General features: G+C 51.3%; 20 protein-coding genes and 1 pseudogene. 15 read left to right on the top strand and 6 right to left on the bottom strand.

Annotated elements, in window-relative coordinates; genetic code table 11:
- Positions 1-33: 33 nt before the first annotated feature.
- The 5 genes and pseudogenes from J7M22_01520 to J7M22_01500 all read right to left on the bottom strand — a co-directional run bounded on the left by J7M22_01520 (position 34) and on the right by J7M22_01500 (position 6,114).
- Positions 34-1,007: pseudogene (locus J7M22_01520) on the bottom strand (endo alpha-1,4 polygalactosaminidase).
- A gap of 178 nt (positions 1,008-1,185) precedes the next feature.
- Entirely contained in the window at positions 1,186-1,863 is a 678-nt protein-coding gene (rsmI, locus tag J7M22_01515; GenBank protein ID MCD6505279.1) for a 16S rRNA (cytidine(1402)-2'-O)-methyltransferase, read from the bottom strand.
- An 8-nt stretch (positions 1,864-1,871) separates the two neighbouring features.
- Positions 1,872-2,873, bottom strand: coding sequence for a GTP cyclohydrolase I FolE (gene folE / locus J7M22_01510; protein MCD6505278.1), 1,002 nt, complete (start codon positions 2,871-2,873; stop codon positions 1,872-1,874).
- A gap of 194 nt (positions 2,874-3,067) precedes the next feature.
- Complete coding sequence (locus J7M22_01505; GenBank protein ID MCD6505277.1) at positions 3,068-4,714, bottom strand: hypothetical protein; 1,647 nt, start codon at positions 4,712-4,714, stop codon at positions 3,068-3,070.
- A gap of 119 nt (positions 4,715-4,833) precedes the next feature.
- Positions 4,834-6,114 (bottom strand): hypothetical protein, encoded by a 1,281-nt coding sequence (locus J7M22_01500; protein MCD6505276.1) that lies wholly within the window; start codon positions 6,112-6,114, stop codon positions 4,834-4,836.
- Between the two features lie 374 nt (positions 6,115-6,488).
- Between J7M22_01500 and thiC the strand changes: the two genes are divergently transcribed.
- The 15 genes from thiC (at position 6,489) to J7M22_01425 (ending at position 19,082) form a co-directional block, all read left to right on the top strand.
- On the top strand, positions 6,489-7,796 hold the full coding sequence (gene thiC / locus J7M22_01495) for a phosphomethylpyrimidine synthase ThiC (protein MCD6505275.1): 1,308 nt from the start codon (positions 6,489-6,491) through the stop codon (positions 7,794-7,796).
- Entirely contained in the window at positions 7,793-8,473 is a 681-nt protein-coding gene (locus J7M22_01490; protein MCD6505274.1) for a glycosyltransferase family 2 protein, read from the top strand. The genes thiC and J7M22_01490 overlap by 4 nt, the downstream gene beginning before the upstream one ends.
- Complete coding sequence (surE, locus tag J7M22_01485; protein MCD6505273.1) at positions 8,470-9,246, top strand: 5'/3'-nucleotidase SurE; 777 nt, start codon at positions 8,470-8,472, stop codon at positions 9,244-9,246. The genes J7M22_01490 and surE overlap by 4 nt, the downstream gene beginning before the upstream one ends.
- Positions 9,243-10,148, top strand: coding sequence for a hypothetical protein (locus J7M22_01480; protein ID MCD6505272.1), 906 nt, complete (start codon positions 9,243-9,245; stop codon positions 10,146-10,148). The genes surE and J7M22_01480 overlap by 4 nt, the downstream gene beginning before the upstream one ends.
- 68 nt (positions 10,149-10,216) lie before the next feature.
- A complete protein-coding gene (locus tag J7M22_01475) occupies positions 10,217-10,645 on the top strand; it encodes a small multi-drug export protein (GenBank protein ID MCD6505271.1) in 429 nt (142 codons plus the stop codon).
- Between the two features lie 11 nt (positions 10,646-10,656).
- The gene (locus tag J7M22_01470) at positions 10,657-11,550 is read left to right on the top strand and encodes an NAD(+)/NADH kinase (GenBank protein MCD6505270.1); all 894 of its coding nucleotides are present in this window, start codon (positions 10,657-10,659) and stop codon (positions 11,548-11,550) included.
- Complete coding sequence (locus J7M22_01465; protein MCD6505269.1) at positions 11,547-12,110, top strand: 2-oxoacid:acceptor oxidoreductase family protein; 564 nt, start codon at positions 11,547-11,549, stop codon at positions 12,108-12,110. Before J7M22_01470 ends, J7M22_01465 begins: the two co-directional genes overlap by 4 nt.
- On the top strand, positions 12,110-12,367 hold the full coding sequence (locus tag J7M22_01460; protein MCD6505268.1) for a 4Fe-4S binding protein: 258 nt from the start codon (positions 12,110-12,112) through the stop codon (positions 12,365-12,367). The genes J7M22_01465 and J7M22_01460 overlap by 1 nt, the downstream gene beginning before the upstream one ends.
- Positions 12,364-13,518, top strand: a complete 1,155-nt coding sequence (gene porA, locus J7M22_01455) for a pyruvate ferredoxin oxidoreductase (protein ID MCD6505267.1) — start codon at positions 12,364-12,366, stop codon at positions 13,516-13,518. The genes J7M22_01460 and porA overlap by 4 nt, the downstream gene beginning before the upstream one ends.
- A 9-nt stretch (positions 13,519-13,527) precedes the next feature.
- Positions 13,528-14,412 (top strand): 3-methyl-2-oxobutanoate dehydrogenase subunit beta, encoded by an 885-nt coding sequence (locus tag J7M22_01450; GenBank protein MCD6505266.1) that lies wholly within the window; start codon positions 13,528-13,530, stop codon positions 14,410-14,412.
- Entirely contained in the window at positions 14,370-14,861 is a 492-nt protein-coding gene (locus J7M22_01445) for an N-acetyltransferase (GenBank protein ID MCD6505265.1), read from the top strand. The genes J7M22_01450 and J7M22_01445 overlap by 43 nt, the downstream gene beginning before the upstream one ends.
- Before the next feature lie 40 nt (positions 14,862-14,901).
- On the top strand, positions 14,902-15,774 hold the full coding sequence (gene aroE, locus J7M22_01440) for a shikimate dehydrogenase (protein ID MCD6505264.1): 873 nt from the start codon (positions 14,902-14,904) through the stop codon (positions 15,772-15,774).
- On the top strand, positions 15,767-16,042 hold the full coding sequence (locus J7M22_01435) for a cell division protein ZapA (protein MCD6505263.1): 276 nt from the start codon (positions 15,767-15,769) through the stop codon (positions 16,040-16,042). Before aroE ends, J7M22_01435 begins: the two co-directional genes overlap by 8 nt.
- Positions 16,043-16,229: 187 nt before the next feature.
- The gene (locus tag J7M22_01430) at positions 16,230-17,732 is read left to right on the top strand and encodes a DUF4159 domain-containing protein (GenBank protein ID MCD6505262.1); all 1,503 of its coding nucleotides are present in this window, start codon (positions 16,230-16,232) and stop codon (positions 17,730-17,732) included.
- A 78-nt stretch (positions 17,733-17,810) separates the two neighbouring features.
- Complete coding sequence (locus tag J7M22_01425; GenBank protein MCD6505261.1) at positions 17,811-19,082, top strand: hypothetical protein; 1,272 nt, start codon at positions 17,811-17,813, stop codon at positions 19,080-19,082.
- A gap of 16 nt (positions 19,083-19,098) precedes the next feature.
- On the opposite strand, the gene J7M22_01420 is transcribed toward J7M22_01425, so the two are convergent.
- Positions 19,099-20,982, bottom strand: coding sequence for a DUF4091 domain-containing protein (locus J7M22_01420; protein MCD6505260.1), 1,884 nt, complete (start codon positions 20,980-20,982; stop codon positions 19,099-19,101).
- Between the last annotated feature and the right edge of the window lie 164 nt (positions 20,983-21,146).

The following is a 21,146-nucleotide window of genomic DNA, read 5'->3' as shown; positions in this document are numbered from 1 at the left end:
GTCGGAGTCGGAGGTAGCAGTTATAATACTCCTTTATCGGGGACTGCGCGCCTCTAATGGTTGAACACCTCCGATGACATTTAACTCATCTAGCTCTCTATCAGATCTCGCGACGTAAGGGATATATTCCTTGTCCAGCGCTTTCTCATAGTAGTCATCTATCCTCTCCTTATTATCCCCGGAATATCCACTTCCATCGTCGACATAGTCCACAGAAAACACGGGTTTGCCCGCTGCATGGACGGCATCCAGATAGCGTGTTCTCTCGCGGATGATGCTTGGAGGTATAGGATCGACCCCGTCATAAAAGAGATCCTCGGCCGCCCAGCCGGAGATTATATTTAAAAGTGAGCTATCAGAGTTGATCAACCTCTCGCCATTTTGTGGGATTATGTAAAAGCTATCTCCGCTCTTACTCCTGCAATAGCTCGCTATATCCATGATAAAATCTATCATCCTCCTCGCCGCTTCTTCCTCTGAGAGATGGAACCCCTCATTGTTGTTCGGGTTGCTCCAGTATTCAAACTCATCGACCTTATCGAGGTAAACTCCGGAAAAGCCCTGTCCTATGATCTTATCTAGATAGGAAAAGATTATATCTTTCCACCCCTCATCCCAATACCTCACAGCATAATTTCCCTCCCATTCAGGGTTTTCGCCGCCTAACCAGTTTGGAGGAGTTCGATGCCACCTCTCCTGCCAGTAAAACCGGTAATCCTCCGCCTCCCCTATACTTATATAAGCGATAGGGATGATTCCTTGATCCTATTGATTTCCTCCGGGGAATATCTTCCTTCCTCAGATCCGTCCTTCGAGTAGTCCATAACCACGAGTTCAAAATCGGAGGCGATGACCACATCAGGATCGACATTCTGGAGCTGATACGCCCAATTTTTAACCGCCACAGGCCGCCCGAGGTATTCCCCGCCGTTTGGTTGCTCTGAGCATCCACTGATGATCGCCCCTATTACAAATAGAACCTCTATAAAACGGATTTCCTTTTTCATCGCCTCGTCCTAATCCAGTTGAGAAGTGCCTGCAAATTATACACCCTTGTCAAAAGCCCGTCAAACCTTTTCTATTTCCACTCCAGATTCCCTCACCATAAGCGATCTACCTCAAAAGCCTGCTAAGGCCGGATTGAATCGGTATTATATCGGGCATATTTGCCGGTGTTTTTTGACGTTAGGATTTTCCCTCGATGAGTATTGTGAACTCCCCCTTACACTTTCCCGTGCCGAACCTTTCCAACGCTTCCTCGATGCTACCTCTGAATATCTCCTCATACACCTTCGTCAGTTCCCTCGCTATAACCACCCTCCTGTTGCCCATGATCTCAAGCATATCCGAGAGGGTTTTGAGGAGGCGATGGGGTGATTCGTAGAAGATGATCGTTCCCTCCTCCTCGACCAATTGCCTCAGCCTATTTCTTCGCTTCCCGGATTTATGCGGCAGGAACCCCTCAAATACGAAGCGATGAACCGGCAATCCGCTGACGCTAAGAGCGGCCAGAAAAGCGGATGGACCGGGTATCGGGATGACCTCGATTCCCTCCTCCACGCATCGCCGGATCAGCACGTATCCCGGATCGGATATAGCGGGGGTTCCCGAATCGGAGACAAGGGCGACCTTCCTGCCGGATTTCAGCTCCTCTATGATCCACTCGGCCCTTTCCCTCTCGTTATGCTCATGATAGCTTATCAGCCTCTTTCTTATCCCATATCGATCCAGCAGTTTACGCGTATGCCTGGTGTCCTCGGCTACTATGAGATCGACCTCCCTCAGCACCTTGAGCGCCCTGAGGGTTATGTCCTCCAGATTGCCTATAGGTGTTGCGACGACGTAGAGTTTCCCGCCGTTCACTCCTTCACTCACCCCGAAGCCTTTATCAGATCCATAAACTCCGCCCTCGTGGCCCTATCGGTTCTAAATGACCCTAGAACGGCGCTAGTGATCGCCTTGGAGTTCTGTTTCTGAACCCCCCTGCTCATCATGCACAGATGATACGCCTCCATCACCACACCGACCCCCTCCGGCTCCAAGACCCTGTAGAGGGTGTGGGCTATCTGGTGGGTGAGCCTCTCTTGAACCTGGAGCCTTCTGGCGAAGACATCAACCAGCCGTGCCAGCTTGCTCAGGCCGATTATCCTGCCGTTTGGGATATATCCGATATGACACCTGCCGTAAAACGGAAGCAGATGATGTTCGCAGTTCTTTACCAAAATTCCATTTGCTAAAAACGAATGATGAGGGGAACATTCAAAGTTATACATCGTATAGCTTTTCCGTGTAGCTTTCTCCTGCGTTATAGATTCAACACGATAGATCCTTGTGGTGATATCGGCTAATACCCGCTGTAATAGGACGCTCTGAGGTATCGGTTGAAAGCCTCGCTTGAAACCCTTAGCAGTATTTTGAGCTTCGAACCATTTCTTGGAAACATAAAGATAGTTTATTCTGTCGTCTATGCTTCCATCGCTAGCGATAGCACCCAGTACATAACCTAAGGCATAGTTAGGCTCACAGGTATAGGTAGGTCGCTTGAGTTTCCGGCTATGCACGCCGAGCACCATGTCTCCAACCCGTAGTTTACCTGCTGGGACAAATCCCCTGCCAATGACGTAAAGTGGATGATCACCTGTAAGAATAAGCTCACGCTCGTTCGAGAACCGTATGCGAAATCGCTCACGATGCCTGCTCACCGATACAGCAAGAACTTCAGTCTTTACCAGCTTTCTCGTGGTGAGATCCAAAGTAAGCAAACGATCGCCAGGACGAACTGAATGGGCAAAACGATAACCATCCGGCGTGTAGAGGATTGACTTCCCGTGAATGCATAACGAGTAGAACTCTATATCCTTCACGATCACCATGTCGTCATAATTGCTCTCAAAGATGGCGCCGTTGAGCACCTCTTCGGGCGATTGGTTGTATCCCTGTGTGAGAAACCTCAACGCATCGGCCGCTCGGGTCGGCGTCTTGATCAACCCTTCCCTCTGTGGATCCTCCCCTATCTCCTTGAGTATCTCGAGATAGAGCTGGGCAAGTCTGTCCATGTTCAACCTCCTCAGTGAAATCCTCCCTCGCCGATTTTCTCCCCCAAAAAGAAAACCTGCCAGGTCAATTCTCCGGGATCGATGTAGTTGGGGATGAAGAAGCCAGCGACGAAGACCTTGCCCCTCGACATCGCCCTCATTCTCAGATCCTCCCCCACCCTTCTACCCCTGAGTATCAGACGCAGATATGGAATATCGGCCCCTGGGTTCTCGGAGGGTATGGCGATCACCTCCCAGTATCGGCCGTGTATGGGGTTCGGCACGGCGGTCACCGAAAAACTGATCTTACCCCCGAATCGCGCCAAGATCCCATATTCGGAATTTCTAGACGAAAAACTGATCGCTAGAATGACGGGACCATAGGGTGATCCGAATCGATCCACAACCCATCTTCCCACACCCGTCTCGTCGCTGATCTCCATCCTTCCGACCGATTCCGCCCTGTCGTCCTTAAGGATAACCGTGCGCACATCGGGATTTTCACCTCTCCCCATCTCGAAGAGAAGATTCAATCGGCCTTCCCTCGATGGATCAAGCTGGATATAGTCCGATGCATATGCGTTCAATCTCCTTCCCCTCAACTCCGCCGGATATCCGCGTATAATTTTGGAGGGGCGGGCATGGATATCGATATGGGCATATCCGTATCTACCTCTCTCCAAGTTCCCATCGTCGATGAGATTCGCCACTTTCCAGTCCGAGAAGAGCTCGTCGAAGGATCGATGAATCCCAAGTGAGCTCAAAGCCGATTCAATCCCTTCGATCCCATTTAGTTTGTTCTGCGCGATCGCCCTTACAGCCGTGATGCCTCCGCAATGCTCATATATGTAGAGCATCCAAAGGTAAGCAGCGCCATAGCTCGCCAGCAGGCTTTCCCCCCCTCTGGGCCAGCTCACTAATGAGGTGGATGGATTTCTTTCGAAGGCTCTCATGTGGTTTTTCATCTGATCCCCGTATCCGCACAGGAAAGAGGCCAACATAGAACATCCTTCGTTGACCCATGTCTCCTCATCCTTGTCGTTCTTCCAGTGGATGAGATGCTGGAACTCATGGGCGAGGGTCGATCGAGCGGTATCAGAATAGGGGTTCTGCGGGTTACAGTCGAGATAAATCATCTCCACCTCGTTGCTGGTGAGAAACACCCCATAGTACGGATCGAATAACGTCCCCTTCTCCTCATTGACGGGACTGAAGTATCCGCTGATATATTCTCCACCTGGGAGGTTCACATTGGGGATATCCAGCAGCAGTATGTATATCCTCGGATCGCCGTCTATATCCGGAGGTGTGCCGAAGGCATTCGTGACGATCCCATATATCTGTCCATCGAACGCTTTTTTTAGAAGCTCGACGGTTAGGAGGGTGACCGTCTTGTTCCATTGTCTATCCTCAACGAATATATAGCAGTGTATGCCTATTCCCCTCAGGGTTGCAGAGGTGATGTACTGCCTTCCCCTTTGCAGGTCGAGGGCGAAGAACTCCCTACGTTCGCCTAACCTCGGAGCGAGTATAGGACGTGGAGGGGTTGGAGCTGAGACCGGCTTAAGCCGTTTGTAGATCTCCATCGCCCATGGCGTTCCATCAACCCAATCATCCCCCAGTGATAAAGGCGCTATCAAGGTTAAAACTGCGATGATGCAGATCAGGTTTCGTCTCAAAATCCCCTCCAGCTCATCCTCTTCAGATCGCCAAAAACGGAGGAAGCTATGATCAAGGATATCGCCGTTACTAAGATAGTCAGGATTAAAATCTTAGCCCGCATAGGGCTCACCCCCTTTTATCGGCTTTCAGCGTTTTCAAAGACGGGCTGACCGGTGATTAGATGCTCTATAATATCGCTCGTCGGCAGTAACTCAAGCCAGCTTTTCACCTTAGGACGATAAACCTCGTATCCGAGACATTCTCCCGATCTGTTCCATGCCGTCGAGAAGGCCGGGCCGAAAGGAGCGTATCCTTCGGAATCAGCCCTCAAGGTGATGATTGCGCTATCTTTCCCGCCTATCCATGGCCTGCCCCACCTGACGTCCAGTTTAAGCCATATGATCCTCCCTCGTTCTTTCGGTGTCATCTTTTCCAGCTTCACCGTCTCAGCGTCAGGGATCAGATTCACGTCGAAATCCCTATAGCTTACCCTGAAGTTGCCGTAAACCCTCTCGGCTCCTTTTCCACCTTTCATTCCCAGCCATTTGCCGTGATAGGGATACATCCCATGAGATCCTTTTGCACCACCGCCGACGTAAATGACGGGATGGCTTAGCCCATCAAGTTCCACATTTGAAAGTGATGTTACGAATCCCTGAAAGTAGAACTGAACCTCAAGCAGTTGAGCCCTTTTGGGGTCGAGACTAGTAACGATCACATTGACATGTTCCCAATCCCCCTCATGCACTTTCCCCCATCCGTCAAACGGGAAAAGATACCAATATTGGATGACGATCCTCCTATCGCCTTTGGGTGTTTTGAGTATGAAGGGATGGGCGTAGACTGTTGGTTTATACCCCTCCATCCATTGTATGACGTTCAACGCCCATAGCCACTCATCGGGCGAATCGCCCGGGAAATCGAAAAAGGCCACTTTCATCTCATCATCGGGTTTGATCCTCACCCTGCGTGTGAAATACTCCGAAAGGAGCGAGAGCTTCCTATCATCTATCTCGGAGAGATCAGTCATATCCCTGCCCTTCCATCTGAAAGGCGCTATTGAAAACCGATCTACGGTCAGTTTTCTGGCGAATGTTTCAACGGGCATGGGGAAAAGTGGCCTTGAGAGCACCCCACCGGTGTCGGAGATATCGAGCACAAGTGTCGGGCAGAACTTTCGAACGAGCTCCAAGAGTTCCGCTTTCAGATTATCCTTAATCCCATCCCCATCTTCATCCGGAGTTCCGTAAATCTCTCCGTTTTCATCCTCCCCCATTGTAAGGGGAAGCTGTGAGAACGGGAGGATATTTCGAACGTAGCTTACGTCGGTTCCTATCGGCCTATGAGGAGCAATGGCGCATCCGGCCATTGCTGAAACCAGGAGAACCAAGCCGAGATAGATCGCCAAGCTTTTCATCGATTTCCTCGCATCTTAAGTCGCCTTAATATTATCCCCTCTGAGCGGGAATCTGTCAATCATGACGTCCCCTAACCTTACGACACCTCCTTGCCTATCGCGTATGCCTGTGGTATAATCTCTTAAGCGATTCGCTCATATTATCGCTGAGCGTAGCAGAGGTCTGAGAGGTCAGAGATGTTTATTTCTCAGGGAGAAGAGGAACGAGGAACCAAGGCGGAAAAACGTTACAACGTTAAACGTTGAACGTGCAACGGATTTCCCTTCTCCTCGTTCCTCCTTATGGATAACCGCTACGCTCAAGGGGAATTTAAGCGAAGCGATTCTCAATAACTTCTTATGTTAGGAGTGATCCTCATATGTCTGAAAGGGGTATGAGGACGTTGATAGATCAGGTGAGAGCAGGAGAAATCCCTCCCCGGATTAAGATGATAGCTGATGAGGAGGGAGTAGACAGGCATGAGCTTGCCGATCGGGTAGCCGGAGGAGAGGTTGTTATCCTTCGCAACATCAGACATGCTCACGTTAAACCCTGTGGAATTGGCAGAGGGTTACGTACGAAGGTCAACGCTAATATCGGCACGTCACCCGACTTCCCGAGTTTGGAAAGCGAGCTGAAGAAGCTCAAAGTCGCCGTCGACGCTGGGGCGAATACGGTTATGGACCTCAGCACGGGGGGTGACCTGGATCGGATAAGGAGGGCGATCTTAAAGGAGAGCAGAGTACCGGTTGGCTCTGTTCCTATATATCAGGCGGCGGTTGAGGTCACGAAAAGTGGTAGACCTCTGCGGGATATGAAGGTAGAGGAACTCTTCTCGGTCATCGAAAGACACTGCGCCGACGGAATGGATTTCATAACGGTGCATTGCGGCCTCACCCGCTCGGCTCTCGATAGGTTGATCGAGGGCGGAAGGGTGATGGACGTGGTGAGCAGAGGTGGATCCTTCATCGTCGGATGGATGTTACAAAACGATGCTGAAAATCCACTCTATGAGCATTTCGATAGATTGATCCAAATCGCAAGACGGTATGATGTCACGCTCAGCCTCGGCGATGGGATGCGTCCTGGGTGTTTGGCTGACGCCACCGATAGGGCTCAGGTGGAAGAGCTTATAGTTCTAGGGGAGCTTCAAAAGAGAGCCCTTGAGGCGGGTGTTCAGGTGATGATAGAAGGGCCGGGACATCTGCCGCTTAACGAGGTCGAGGCCAACGTGTTGATGGAGAAGAAGCTTTGCAACAACGCTCCCTTCTATGTCCTGGGGCCGGTCGTAACCGATGTCGCCCCCGGATATGATCACCTTGTCTCCGCCATAGGCGGCGCTCTAGCGGCGGCGGCGGGAGCCGATTTCCTCTGTTATGTCACCCCCTCTGAACACCTGGGGCTTCCGGACGCCGATGATGTTAGACAAGGGGTGATCGCAGCCAGAATAGCCGCACATGCAGCCGATATAGCTAAAGGGATCAAAGGAGCATTGGATTGGGATCTGGAGATGGCCAGGGCGCGTAAAAGGTTGGATTGGAGGAGACAAATAGAACTGGCTATCGATTCGGAGATGGCTCGGAAAATCCGGGCCGATAAACCCTCGGGTGAATCGGATGTCTGCTCCATGTGCGGCGAATTCTGTGCCGTTAAAAACCTGAATAAATTCCTCGAATCTATAGGTAGGAAACGATCTGAATGACCAAACCCTGCATCGTTATACCGGCATATAACGAATCAAGATATATCGGCCGGTTGATCGATGAGATACTCTCTAAATTCGGAGATCTGATAGCCGATTTGATCGTCGTGGATGATGGCTCGATCGATGAGACGGCAAAGATCGCCTTTGAGGCAGGGGCTCATGTGATAGGACATCGTAGAAATATGGGTAAGGGAATGGCCTTGAGAACAGGTTTCAATTATGCGCTCGGGCGAGGCCATGACCCAATCATGACGATGGACGGCGACGGTCAACACGATCCGGACGATATCCCCCGATTTATAGCCAGGTTCAGCAAGGGAGACGTGGATATAGTCCTGGGGGCGAGGGAGATCGATCGATGTAGAATGCCACTGCACAGAAGACTCAATAACAAGCTGGTCTCGGCGGTTGGATCGTGGCTTTCGGGGCAGAAAGTGCCGGATTTCCAGTGCGGTTATCGCCTTATAAGGTCTGAGGTTCTTGAGAGGATATGCCTGGAGACATTCAGGTATGAAACCGAATCGGAGCTTCTGATAAAAGCCGGAAGGTTAGGCTATAAAATAGTTTCGATCCCTATTAGGACGATCTATAACGGCGCTAAAAGCAACGTCGATCCGCTGGTCGAGATGAAGCTTTTCACCCTGCTGCTTTTCAGGAGTCTCAGGGAAAGATGATCCTCGTGACGAACGACGACGGTATAAATTCACAGGGGCTCTGGAGCCTGGTTAAATCGCTTGAAAAAATAGATGAGGTCTTCGTCGTTGCGCCTGACAGGGAGAGAAGCGCCATCGGAATGGCCATCACCCTTCACCGTCCTCTCAGAGCACGGCGAGTGGGGGAAAGAAGCTTCGCCGTGGACGGTACACCTGTCGATTGTGTCGATCTGGGCGTCGGCGGGCTTCTCCCCGAAAAACCATCTTTGTTGGTCTCAGGTGTAAACAGAGGACAAAACCTCGGACATGATGTGCTCTTTTCGGGGACGATCGCCGCAGCGATCAAAGGAACCTTCTTGGGCATTCCATCTGTGGCGATCTCACTGGTGCTCGATGAGAGAGAGAGATATGTGGTCGAAGAGGTGCATTTCGAAACGGCCGCTGAAGTTTCCCTATCGCTTTTAAGGGCCGTGCTGCGGAATGGATTGAGCGAAGGGACGCTCCTAAATGTGAACGTGCCGAACCTCCCGTTAGATGAGATCAAAGGGTTCAGAATCACCAGACAGGATAGGGCACCGTATGACACCAAAGTGGTTAAAAGGATTGACCCGCGAGGTAACACCTACTATTGGATCGGCGGAGATAGAGCCGAGACAGATGGGGCTGAGGACACAGACATATATGCCGTCCGAAACGGGTATATATCGATAACGCCCCTCCAGCTCGATCTGACGAATTACGCTGAGATGGAGAGATTGGAGAGGTGGGAGTTTAAGGTTTCGAGGGAATTATGAAATACGATGCCGTTTCAAAAAGGCTGGTGGAGATAGGAAGGGAATCGATCGTCTCGTGGTTCGCCGGTCTGGAAATCGAGGAGATCCAATTGTTGGAGGGGCTGCCCCAGGAGACGGTCAGCTTACGCTCAAGCGATTTTCCCGTGCTCGTCAGGCAGAAGTCGGGCGGAGAAGTTATCGTCCTTATAGAGTTTCAAACAAGATGGGTTGAGGATCTGCCGCTTCGCGTTCTAGAGTATACTGTTAGATTCATGAGAAGATATCAATTGCCCGTAATGCCGGTTGTGATCCTGTTCAGGAAAAGCACGCGGGCTGTTGACTCATACTCCGATGATTTCATCAGTTTCAGGTTTAAGCTGGTAAGGATGTGGCAGATAAAAGGTGAGGAGCTGCTCGAAACAGGTGATGTGAAGCTCTATCCATTTGTAGGAGTGATGGATTCAAGCTGTGAGGAGATTATAAGGGCTGAGGAGAAAATCTATGAAAGCGATCTGGACAGTTTAACGAAGGCAGATCTGTTGACGGCATTGACGATCCTAGCAGGAATGAAAAACGAGGAAATAGCCTCGAAGCTTCTGGAGAGAAGGAGGGATATAATGATCGAATCACCTATCTATGACCTTATAAAAAGCGAGGGATACGCTGAAGGAGTAAAAGAGGGAATGAGAGAGGGAATGAGAGAAGGGATGAGAGAAGGGATGAGGAAGGGCATTAGGGAAGGCATAAGACGGGGAATAGAGGAAGCGCTGAGGATACGATTTCATGATGTTCCTCAAATCATACGGGAAAGGATAAGCGATATAGAGGATGAGGGGAAGCTTCGAGCGTTACATCGTCATGCGATCCTATGCGGCTCGATCGACGAGTTCATGAAAGCGCTTGACGAAAGAGGGACGAGGTGAGAACGGAACTTGCAAGCTGGCTCAGCCAGCATGGAATACCCCCGTGGCTGGTTGTTTTCCTCTTTGCTATGACGCCGATATTCGAGTTGAGGGGCGCTATACCGCTCAAGTTGCTCTTCAATATGCCTTTATGGCAGGTATACGCCCTGAGCGTCGCCGGCAACATTGTCCCTGCCGTCTTTCTGCTTTTATGGCTCGATCCGGTGTCAGGTTGGTTGATGGCGAGATCAAGGTTGGCCGAAAGGTTTTTCAAATGGCTCTTCGCTCGAACGAGACGTCGCGGCAAGTCGGTCGAGAGATATGGCGCTGTGGGCCTTTCATTTTTCGTGGCGATTCCTCTGCCGGTGACGGGAGCATGGACGGGGTGTATAGCGGCTTTCCTCTTTGGGATAAGGTTTAAATACGCTCTGCCCGCGGTGATAGCCGGTGTGATGATGGCCGGAATGGTGGTGAGCATCCTGACCTTCGGCGCTGATATGGCGCTGAAGAGCTTTTAGGTGATCGGTTGATGAAAAGGGTTGGAATTATACCAAATCTGACCAAACCTGAGGCAGGGGAGGTGGCTCTGCAAACGGCACGGTGGCTGTTGAGGCGTGATGCGATACCTCTGTTACCCGATGAACTCCTCTCAAAATGGGAGATCGAGGAGCCCATTTTTCCCCTCCCTTGTGACCGAATAGCGCTGGAAAGCGAGGCGTTGATCGCCCTGGGGGGAGATGGAACGATCCTCAATCTGGTGAGGCTGCCGGGATTCGATAAGGTCCCGATCCTAGCTGTTAACCTCGGAGGATTGGGCTTCATGACCGAGATCAAACGAAACGAGATCGAAGAGGCGCTGGAAGATCTAATGGCAGGCAGATTTAGCCTGGATGAAAGGATGCTGCTGAAGGTGGAGGTTCTAGAGGATGATGAGATAGTCCTCTCCTCGCTGGCGCTCAATGAGGTGGTAGTCAAGGGCTTCGTCAGGATGATCCACCTAGATGCCTTCATAGATGGTGAACATCTGGCAACCTATCCCGCAGATGGACTGATCATCGCCACACCGAGCGGCTCAACGGCCTATTCGCTATCGGCGGGCGGGCCGATCCTACATCCTAACCTCGATGCTATCCTGCTCTGTCCTATCTGTCCGCATGCCCTTACGATCCGGCCTTTCGTCGCCAAATCCGACTCGATAGTCACCGTGCGCTTCCCATTACGGGATGGATCAGCATTGGTGATAATCGACGGAAGAGAAACACATAAATTCGGACCTCATAGCTCCGTCAGGGTGCGCAAATCGGATAAAAGACTTAAGCTGATCCGTTCAGCGCGGAGGGGCTATTGCGAAGTTCTCAGATCCAAATTGAAATGGGGGGAGAGGGCGGAGGACAGCATAAAACCGAGGGAGAACGAAAGATGAGGGAGATCAGGTTTCACGGACGAGGAGGACAGGGAGCGCTTACCGCTTCGCTCATGCTCGCTCAAGCTGCCTTTATCGACGGCAGATATTGTCAATCCTTCATCTTCATAGGTGCCGAAAGAAGAGGAGCACCGGTGGAAGCTTATACTAGGCTGGATGATAAACCCATAAGGGTCCGCTGCCGAATTTACCGTCCCGACCATATAATCGTTTTAGACACCAGCCTGATAAGCGGGACAGATGTGATCAGGGGATTAAAGGATGGAGGATTGATAGTGGTTAATTCGGATATGCCCGCGGAGGAGCTGGGATTTGACCCGAAGTTCAGGGTCTACACGATAGATGCCAACTCGATAGCCATAGAGCACGGTTTGGGAACTTCCATAGCGCCGATAGTTAACACAACCGTTCTGGGGGCATACGCTGCTCTCTCAGATGAGGTCGGCATCGAAGCCCTGTTTAAAGCCATATATGAGCTTTCACCATCTAAACCTGATCAGAACGTGGAGGCAGCTCGTAAGGCCTACGAGCTCGCTGAATGGATGAAGGAGAAGGGATAATGATCGGGGTAAAGGTGATCATACCTAAATCCACCGGTCTGATGCTGGTCAATAAAACGGGAAGCTGGAGGTCGACAAGGCCGGTGATAGATGAGAGGAAATGCACGGGATGTCTCATCTGCTGGAAGTTCTGCCCCGATGCCTGTATCGAGCCGGGGGAGAAGCCGAAGATAAACCTCGATTACTGCAAAGGGTGTGGCATCTGCGCCGAAGAATGCCCGTTTGACGCCATAGAGATGGTGAGGGAAGAGAAATGAGGATGGTCCTAACCGGAAACCACACGGCTGCCTACGCGGCCAAGCTAGCCAAGGTTGAAGTTGTAGCCGCATACCCCATAACCCCTCAAACGCAAATCGTCGAAAAGCTCTCTGAGATAATCGCCCGTGGGGAACTGAAAGCTGAGTTCATAAAGGTGGAATCGGAACATTCGGCCATGGCTGCCTGTATAGGAGCCTCAGCGGCGGGTGCCAGAGCCTTTACTGCTACCTCTTCCCAGGGGCTTGCATTGATGCATGAACTGCTGCATTGGGCCGCAGGAGCGAGGCTGCCCATCGTCATGGCCAACGTTAACCGAGCTATGGCTCCTCCATGGAACATCTGGTGCGATCACAACGATAGCATATCGCAGAGGGATACCGGCTGGATGCAGATCTACTGCGAGAACAACCAGGAGGTGATGGATTCCATCATTCAGGCCTTTAAGGTGGCTGAAAGCGTTAGATTGCCCGTGATGGTGAACCTGGATGGGTTTTATCTTTCCCATACCGCCGAACCGGTTGAGTTCCCCAATCAGGATGAGGTGGATAAGTTCCTGCCGAAATACGATCCAGAGGATAAATTGGATCCCGAAAATCCATTTTCATATGGCGCCATGGCCGTGCCGGAAAACTACGCCAGGATGAGGTATAACCTTTACCTTGCCATGCAACGGGCCAAAAGGCTTATAAAGGAGACCGGCGCCGAATACGGCAGGAGATTCGGAAGGTATTACGATATAGTCGATCCGTATAAATGCGATGACGCGGAAGTCCTGCTCATCTCCACATCGACCATCGCCAGCACAGCTAAGGACGTTATAGACGTCATACGTGATGAGGGGAAAAGGGTAGGGCTTCTGAGGATAAGATGGTTTAGGCCGTTTCCCATGGAGGATATCAGAAAGGTGGCGAGAAAGGTTCAGAAAATATGTGTGATAGATAGGGACCTCTCCTTCGGCTTCGAGGGGGCGATATCCTCAGAGGTCAAAGCTGCTCTCTATCCGATTGATCCTAAACCCCAGGTCTATGGCTTTTTGATGGGCATAGGCGGTATGGATGTGACGCCAGAGGAGATCGAGAAGGCGATCCGACGGACGATCGATGGTGAAGCAGAGGAGTTTAACTGGGACCTCAAAGGGCTGGATTTTTGAGGTGAAGTTATGAGGATGACGATTCCTTCTGAAGAGCTTATGTGTTCCGGACACAAGGCATGTCAGGGATGTGCCGGAACGCTGGCCATGAGATATGCACTTAAAGCTTTAGGTCCTAGAACTGTTGTCACCATACCGGCCTGCTGCTGGACAGTTCTAGAAGGGGAGTACCCTTATACCTCTCTCAAAGTTCCGCTCTTTCACACGGCCTTTGAAACTGCTGCTTCGGTCGGAGCGGGTATAAGCGCTGCCTTCAAGGTCAAGGGGAGAGAGGATATCACCGTTATGGCATGGGCTGGAGATGGTGGGACATTCGACATCGGCATTCAGGCGCTTTCAGGTGCAGCGGAGAGAGGAGACAACCTCATATACGTGTGTTACGATAACGAGGCATACATGAACACGGGTATCCAACGTAGCTCCGCAACACCATATGGGGCGTGGACCACCACCACCCCGGATGATAATTACAAGGTTAGGCCTAAAAAGAATATCATCGATATAATGGTAGCCCATGAAGTGCCCTACGTCGCCACCGCTTCAGTGGCATATCCGGAGGATTTCATAAGGAAGATGCGCAAGGCAAAAGAGAAAATCGGCACGAAGTTCATCCATGTCATATCTCCATGTCCTCCCGGTTGGAGGTTCCCCTCCAATATGACGATCAAGATCGCAAGGTTAGCTGTGCAAAGCAGGGCCTTTCCGCTTTATGAGGTCGAAGATGGGATATACAGAATCACGGTCAATCCCCAGAAGGTGGTCCCTGTCGAGGAATACCTGAGGGCACAAGGCAGGTTCAGACATCTATCCGACGAGGAGATCAAATTGATTCAAAAGCAGGTGGATGAGAGATGGTGGAAACTGGTGAAGAAAGTCGAGGAGTCAAAAGGGTAATCAGAAAGGCATCCATGAGGGATATACGACATATCCATAGATTGGTCAATTTCTATGCGGATAAAGGAGCTATGCTACCTAGACCTCTAAGCGAGATCTGCGAGGACATCCGTAACTTCTTCGTCTGTGAGATCGAGGGTGAGATCGTTGGCTGCTGTGCCCTTCAGCCCTCGTGGATCGACCTCGCCGAGATAAGGTCCTTAGCTGTGGATGAGCGGTATCAGGGGGAAGGCCTGGGGAAAAAACTGGTGAAGGTATGTCTTGAGGATGCGAGATCGCTGGGTATCAGAAAGGTATTCGCCCTGACAAACTCGCCGGGATTCTTCGAGAGATTGGGGTTCGAGAGGATTCCTAAGGAGGAACTGCCCCATAAGATCTGGTCCGAATGTATCAGGTGTCCGAAGTTTCCCAATTGCGACGAGGTGGCCGTTCAGAAAATTTTAGATTGACTTTCGCCCCGATTTCTGGTATTGTAACTCGCGGGTAAGGATGAGAGAGATAACCGGCAAAACCAAGATCGTCGGAGTTATAGGTGATCCGGTGGAACATTCCCGTTCGCCTCAGATGCATAATGCTGCGTTTGAGGCGTTGAATTTGGATTTCGTCTATGTTCCATTTCGGGTTCCCAGAGGGGAAGTGCGCGATGCCATAGAAGGGCTGAAATCGTTGGGAGTTATAGGGATAAACGTGACCATCCCGCACAAACGGGAGGTATTGGCGCTCGCCGATCAGGTTAGCGAGGAGGCCAAACTGATAGGAGCCGCTAACACTTTAACTTTTAGGCATGGGAGGATACTGGCCGATAACACGGATGGAAGGGGATTTATAAAAGCCCTTAAGGCTATGGGAGCGGGAGACCTGAAAGGCAGAAAGGCTTTGGTCCTGGGAGCCGGTGGGACCGCTAGAGCGATATGTGTGGCACTGGCCAGAGAGAAGGTGGGCGAAGTGACGGTTGCCAATAGGACGATCGAAAAGGCGGAAGAGCTCGTTAATCTCATATCTGAGAGCTTCGATGAGGTTGAGGTTAAGTCTATACCGCTTAAGGGGGAACGTCTCGCCGAAGAGATCGCATCAAGCGATCTGTTGGTCAACACCACATCCGTCGGTATGAAGCCGGATGACCCGATGTTGATCCGCCCGGAATGGATGCATCCGGGCTTGATGGTCTATGATGTGATCTACATCCCGCCGGAGACGAAATTGATCATGGCCGCTAAGGGTAAGGGGTTGCGTTGCTCAGGGGGAATTGACATGTTGGTTTTTCAAGGGGCTATATCCTTTCGAATATGGACCGGTATCACGCCACCGGTGGAGGTGATGAGGGCAACCTTGATGAAAAGCTTGGGGGTTACGGATGGATAGAAAATCCATTAAGGTCGAGATATACGGGGCACAGTACACGCTTAGGGCGAGCGATGAGGATGAGATGAAGGTTCGCAAGGTGGCTCAGCTCGTGGATAGGATAATGAAGGAGATCAAATCCAGAACCGGGTACGATTCCCCGGCGAATCTCGCTATTCTCGCCGCCTTAAACATCGCCGATCAGTTATACGATAGCCAGGAGCAGTTCGAAAAAATCGCCAGAAGATTGATAGACAATCTGGACAGGGTCCTGACCACAACTTCCTGATCTCGATCGGACTGCCCCATTTCGTGCACTTTACGGGTAAGGTGCCCCATTTCGTGCACTTCTTCGGGCAGGGGAGATGAGAAATACAGTAAAAACGGCAGTTTCAACCTGGCATATTATTTGCTATTTCTGCGTTTAGAGCCATCATTAAGTTCAGTGAAACTTTAAAATAAGGAGGAAGGGGAAAATGGCGAAGATATTTGGCCGTACGAGTACGGCGTTTATGATCTCGCTTGTCATACACGGTGTCGCACTTTTCGTACTGGGTATCTACATGGTTTATACCCAGAGCGAAAAGTTCCAGCAACTGATCGATGCCGCTTTCTTCAAGCCGACGAACCCGCCCAAACCTCAGGTGCGAAAGCCTGTGGTCAAAGAGGTCGTCAAGCCGACCGTTCCGTTGGAACAGACGGTCTCCGTCCAGCAGGTTAGGATAACGCCGAGAATCACCACGGCGCTGGCGGTCAAGACGATAAGCGTTACCCCTCAGACCGTTTTGGAGTTCTCCAATCAGCCGATAAAGATACAGGCTCCGATAAATCCGAACGTCCCAAAGGTGGTCAATAACCTTGTTGAGGCACCGCAGGTTGTGACACACGTCAACTTGCCCGTGTCCAGTTCTCCTGACGCCATAGCCTTTGAAGCGCCGGTTGTCAGTGGCGCTGCCATGGGGCCGACAATCGGCAGGTCTATGATAGGCACTGGGATCCAAACCAATGTGGCGGTAGCCGAGATAAAGCCTAAAGGCCTTGCCTCGCTTGTTATGGATATGAGCGCTGCTTTCGACGGCCTCGGCGACATGGCCAGCCAGATACAGTTGGGCGAAGTAGAGGTTGCTCCTCTGCCTAAGGGTGAACCGGGCGGAAGGGTCGTCGGTAGAGGAAAAGACATACGCGGCGTGTTGAGGCTTACCCGTGTAAGACATCGTCTCTCCGACTGGTGGGCTGATTCCTCCTCTCTTAACGCACTAGCCGACTGGCTCAACGAAAAGACCAAGATCAAAACGGACCTGAACGTTGAGGGCGGTGCTCTGGCGCTGACCGACTCGCTGCTGATGAAGGCACCTCTTATCTTTATGACCGGCCACGACCCATCGTTGGTGAGATCCAGGAACCTCCTCCGCGATGGTGGCGGGTTAGCCACGAAACTGACCGATGCTGAAAACGCCGCTCTCCGTAAGTATCTGCTTGAAAAACAGGGTCTGCTGGTCATGGATGACTGTGGCGTTAACGCACCGGCCCAGGCGATGGTCAAGATATTCCAGGCGGTGCTTCGACGGGCGATACCGGAATACTCAATCGAACGACTGCCGAACGACCACGAGATATATAATAACTACTATGAACTGGGCGGTCCACCGATCGGATTCGACATCTTCTGGTGGGGAACCCGACCTCCCAAGAGAAACTACATGGAAGGTGTCTCGATCGAGGAAACCAACAAGCTGATCGTCTTCTTCAGCAGACGAGATTACATGTGCTCGATGGAATCCGTTAGCCTTCCGACGAGATCCGTTCACTACTCCCCCGGCGTCTACAGGTTCTTCACGAACGTCGTCGTCTACGCACTCACCCACGGAAACATAGCCGATTACTCTCAATACGTTCCTGAGGACAAACTCGCCAAACAGACGTTGTCTGAGTCCGCTCCACAGGCGGCTAAGATCAGCGCGACGCCTAAAGGCGAATAATGGTCTTACCTTGAACTTGAAAAATAAGGAAAGGCGCCCGATCGAATCGGGTGCCTTTTTTGTTCCAAGGAGGATGAAATGGGAGCTACTGAAAGAGGTATTGTCAGAATTAAGCCCGTGTATATCGGAATTCATCACTATAGGGATGTCTATGGAAGCGTATGTTCAGCGGATGTGATCGGAACTCCACCGATGCCTTCTCCCGATATCAGGGATCTCGAGAGAAATGCGGAGAGCATGATCGAGAGGTTCAGAAAAAACCTGGATGTTGATTTCGTCAGGATTGAGGAACCACTGATCGTCAGGGAGGAGAAGGATCTTCGGAGACTTCCCGCTCAATTGAGCTTCGACATCGACGCCCTGTTAGTGGGAACCTTGGGTGCGGTGCCGCTCGAGGTCGGAGCGCTTTACAGATATGGCCTGCCTGTCTTGAGAGGACCCGTCAGTTCAAACTACCTTAGGGCGCTCAGGGTCAAAAAGTTCCTGAGAGAGAGCCGGTTCCTCTACATCGGCGAAATACCGTCATTCTCCGCCCCAAACGGACCATGGGACTTCTCCCTCATCGAGAGGCGATTCGGCCTGAGGGTGAGACATATCGAGACGAACGAGTTCTACAGATGGTTCGATAGGTTCTCTCCAGAGGAGGTGAAGGAGGAGCTTGAAAAGTGGAGTGAGGATTTCGATGAGATCCTCGAACCTTCAGAGGAGGAGCTCATCAAGGAGACCAGAGCGTATATGGCTCTCCGTTATCTGGCTGAAAGGGAGGATACCAACGGTATTACGGTCAACTGCGGCAGGTTCACGGAGGAGAGACCCGTTGTGCCCTGCCTTGCGTTCGCCAGATTGATAGATGAGGGAATCATGTGTGGATGCGAAGGAGATATCACCGCTATGATATCCATGCTTATGCTGCACGGGGCAACCGGACAGTCGGTGATGATGGGAAACTTCGGCGCTCGTCCCGGAGCTTTCCAGGCGAGAGAGGGCGAGGTCACCATAGAGCATGATGTGTTACCATTGTCCATGAGCTCAGGCAAGTTCACCGTCCGCGACTACCATGGGAGGAAATTCGGTGTGACGGGATACGCCGACATTAAGCAAGGTGTGCCGATGACTCTGCTCAACCTTGACCCGTCGTTGGAGAGGATAAGCGTCGTGGAGGGGAAAATTAAGGAGAGCGAGGACGGGATACACTGCCGGATCATAGTCCATATGGAGGTGAACGGAGATGTTAAAAGGGTCCCCCAGATAATGGTCGGATCGCAACATGTTTCTATGACCTTCGGCCACTGGCTTGGAACCTTTTTGGAGGTCGGGAAACTGCTCGGACTCGAGGTCAGACATCTGTGATTTTGACGGCGACCGATTAGAAGTCTAACACAGTGAAATAACGGTCGATCACCTTGGAGTAATTTCCCTTTGATATCTCCACGCTAACTTTTCCCTCCTTCCACGCATCCGATGAGGTGGCGATGAACTTCCCATCTCTTACCTGAACCTCTTTGCCGTCCACTTTCACCTTAGCGCCTTTCTCGACAGCTCCTCTCACTTCGACCACGACCGGCCCAGGTATCAGATCGCCTCCCTCCCTCGGATACGTCTCAACGATGGCGAGAGGAGGTGTGTCGACCGATATAATCTCCTTTATGATCATCTCCCTGAGTTCTGACAATTTGCTCGCCGAGCCATAGTCATCATATTCGCATATAAACATTCGGCATATCTCCTCGCTTCTCCTCCTCGGAGAGAAGGGACGGGCGGGTTCGCCGAGCTTCTCCCTGACCTCTTCCAGTTTCCTCTCCAGAAGCGTCAGATATTCGAAGTCCTCTATGCCGTCACGCATGACGTCGAACCTGATCGAGCTTAAGGGGCCGTTTTCCCCCGGGTAAATTATATGCGTGTCGCCGGGAGGTAAATTCGGAGCGGGCTCGCCGAACGGATCGTCCCTCCAGAAGTTCAGCCCCCAGTGTAGATATCCGCGGAGCTTATGGAGGTAGTTCATCCAATGGAGGCTTCTGGTGGCCACAAGGGGATAGTCGAGGAACCGGTTCGGATAGAAGCCGTAGGGATGACAACAGGTGTAAAACCACATCTCAGCGCCGTTCTCAGCCGCCTTCTCATATAGCTCACCCCACGTGGAGAAGTAGTTCAACTTCGGCACCCATACTTCAAGATATCCCTCGAACTCAGTTGATTCTATAGCATCTATCCTCCTCAACTTCGGCGCGTAGGTGTGGACGAACTGGGAAGCTCTCCTCCAGGATTCGATATTTGAAAGCGACGGCTCGTCTGAGATATGAATCATCGCCTTATCAAGCCATCCCATCTCATCGAGATGATCCTGAAGCGCTGAAAGCAGCGGTCCGAGTCCCTTCTCCGGTGGAAGCGTAATCTCTTCGCCCGTCTTCACATCAACAGCGGTCACATTTGAAAGCACCACCTCTGTTCCCCATCCGGATTTCGGATGTGCTACGTGTGATATCTCGATCCTGTCTCGCACGCCTGCATCGAAGAAAACTTTGACGAATCGGTCAAAGAGTGAGAAATCGAAACTGAGCTTCTCATCTTCCTTATACACTTTGATCAAGGACCATGGGGTGAGAACGACGTTCTGGCGGTGTTCTGCCATGATCCTGGCATATTTGGCCAACATCTCAAAGAACTCATCGGACCACAGCTCCATCCCATGTGCCTTAGCGATGTTCCCGACACTGAACCAATTTGTCACCAGCAGATGTCGCTCCTGTGGCAGTTCAAAGGGTAGTACCTCAATACGAATCGGTATCCCACCTTCCCCTTCCTCACATGAGACCTTCACCGTTCCCCGGTAACTTCCGTGAGGCATATTCCTGGGAACATGTATGGTGATCCAAACGGGCTGCGATTTGCCGGCTTTTATATCTATGCATTCGACGTCCAGGAGCGGATCGGGCACTCGGCAGGGGGCTTTTCTCTCAAGCTTGTAATCCGGCGTGTTGGGCGTGTTCCTGGAAAGCGGTATGAATCCTACGAAGTTAAATTTGATCAGCTCAGAGGGCATGGATCTGCCATGCTCGCCTTCCAGGTCGTCTACCTTCACCCTGACGGATGTTAGATTCCGTTTAGCTCTTATAACGAGTTGAGCCGATTCAAACTCGTTTCGAGCGACCTTTATATCGATGAAAGGAAGCCCCTCTTCGGGCGATGTATCTTCGAACACCCTCGTTAATGAGTCGACTCCCCAAAGATCAAAAGGTATGTCAGCCGTCATAGCCAACGGACCTCCTCATCAAGTAAGTATAAAACTCTAACCTAATCCTAATATCATTCCGCTTAAATGTCAAGGGATATGTAAGCAGGGCTTTTCAACGCTTTGATAAGGGTAAAATCTCCCCTCCCGGCACCAAAGGCCGAAAAAGAATCAAATCTTTTCAT

This window comes from Candidatus Poribacteria bacterium (assembly GCA_021162805.1).
In the GTDB taxonomy this organism is placed as follows: Bacteria; Poribacteria; WGA-4E; order B28-G17; family B28-G17; genus JAGGXZ01.
Note: the sequence above shows the minus strand (reverse complement) of the source record. Positions and strands in the feature narration are given on the sequence as shown.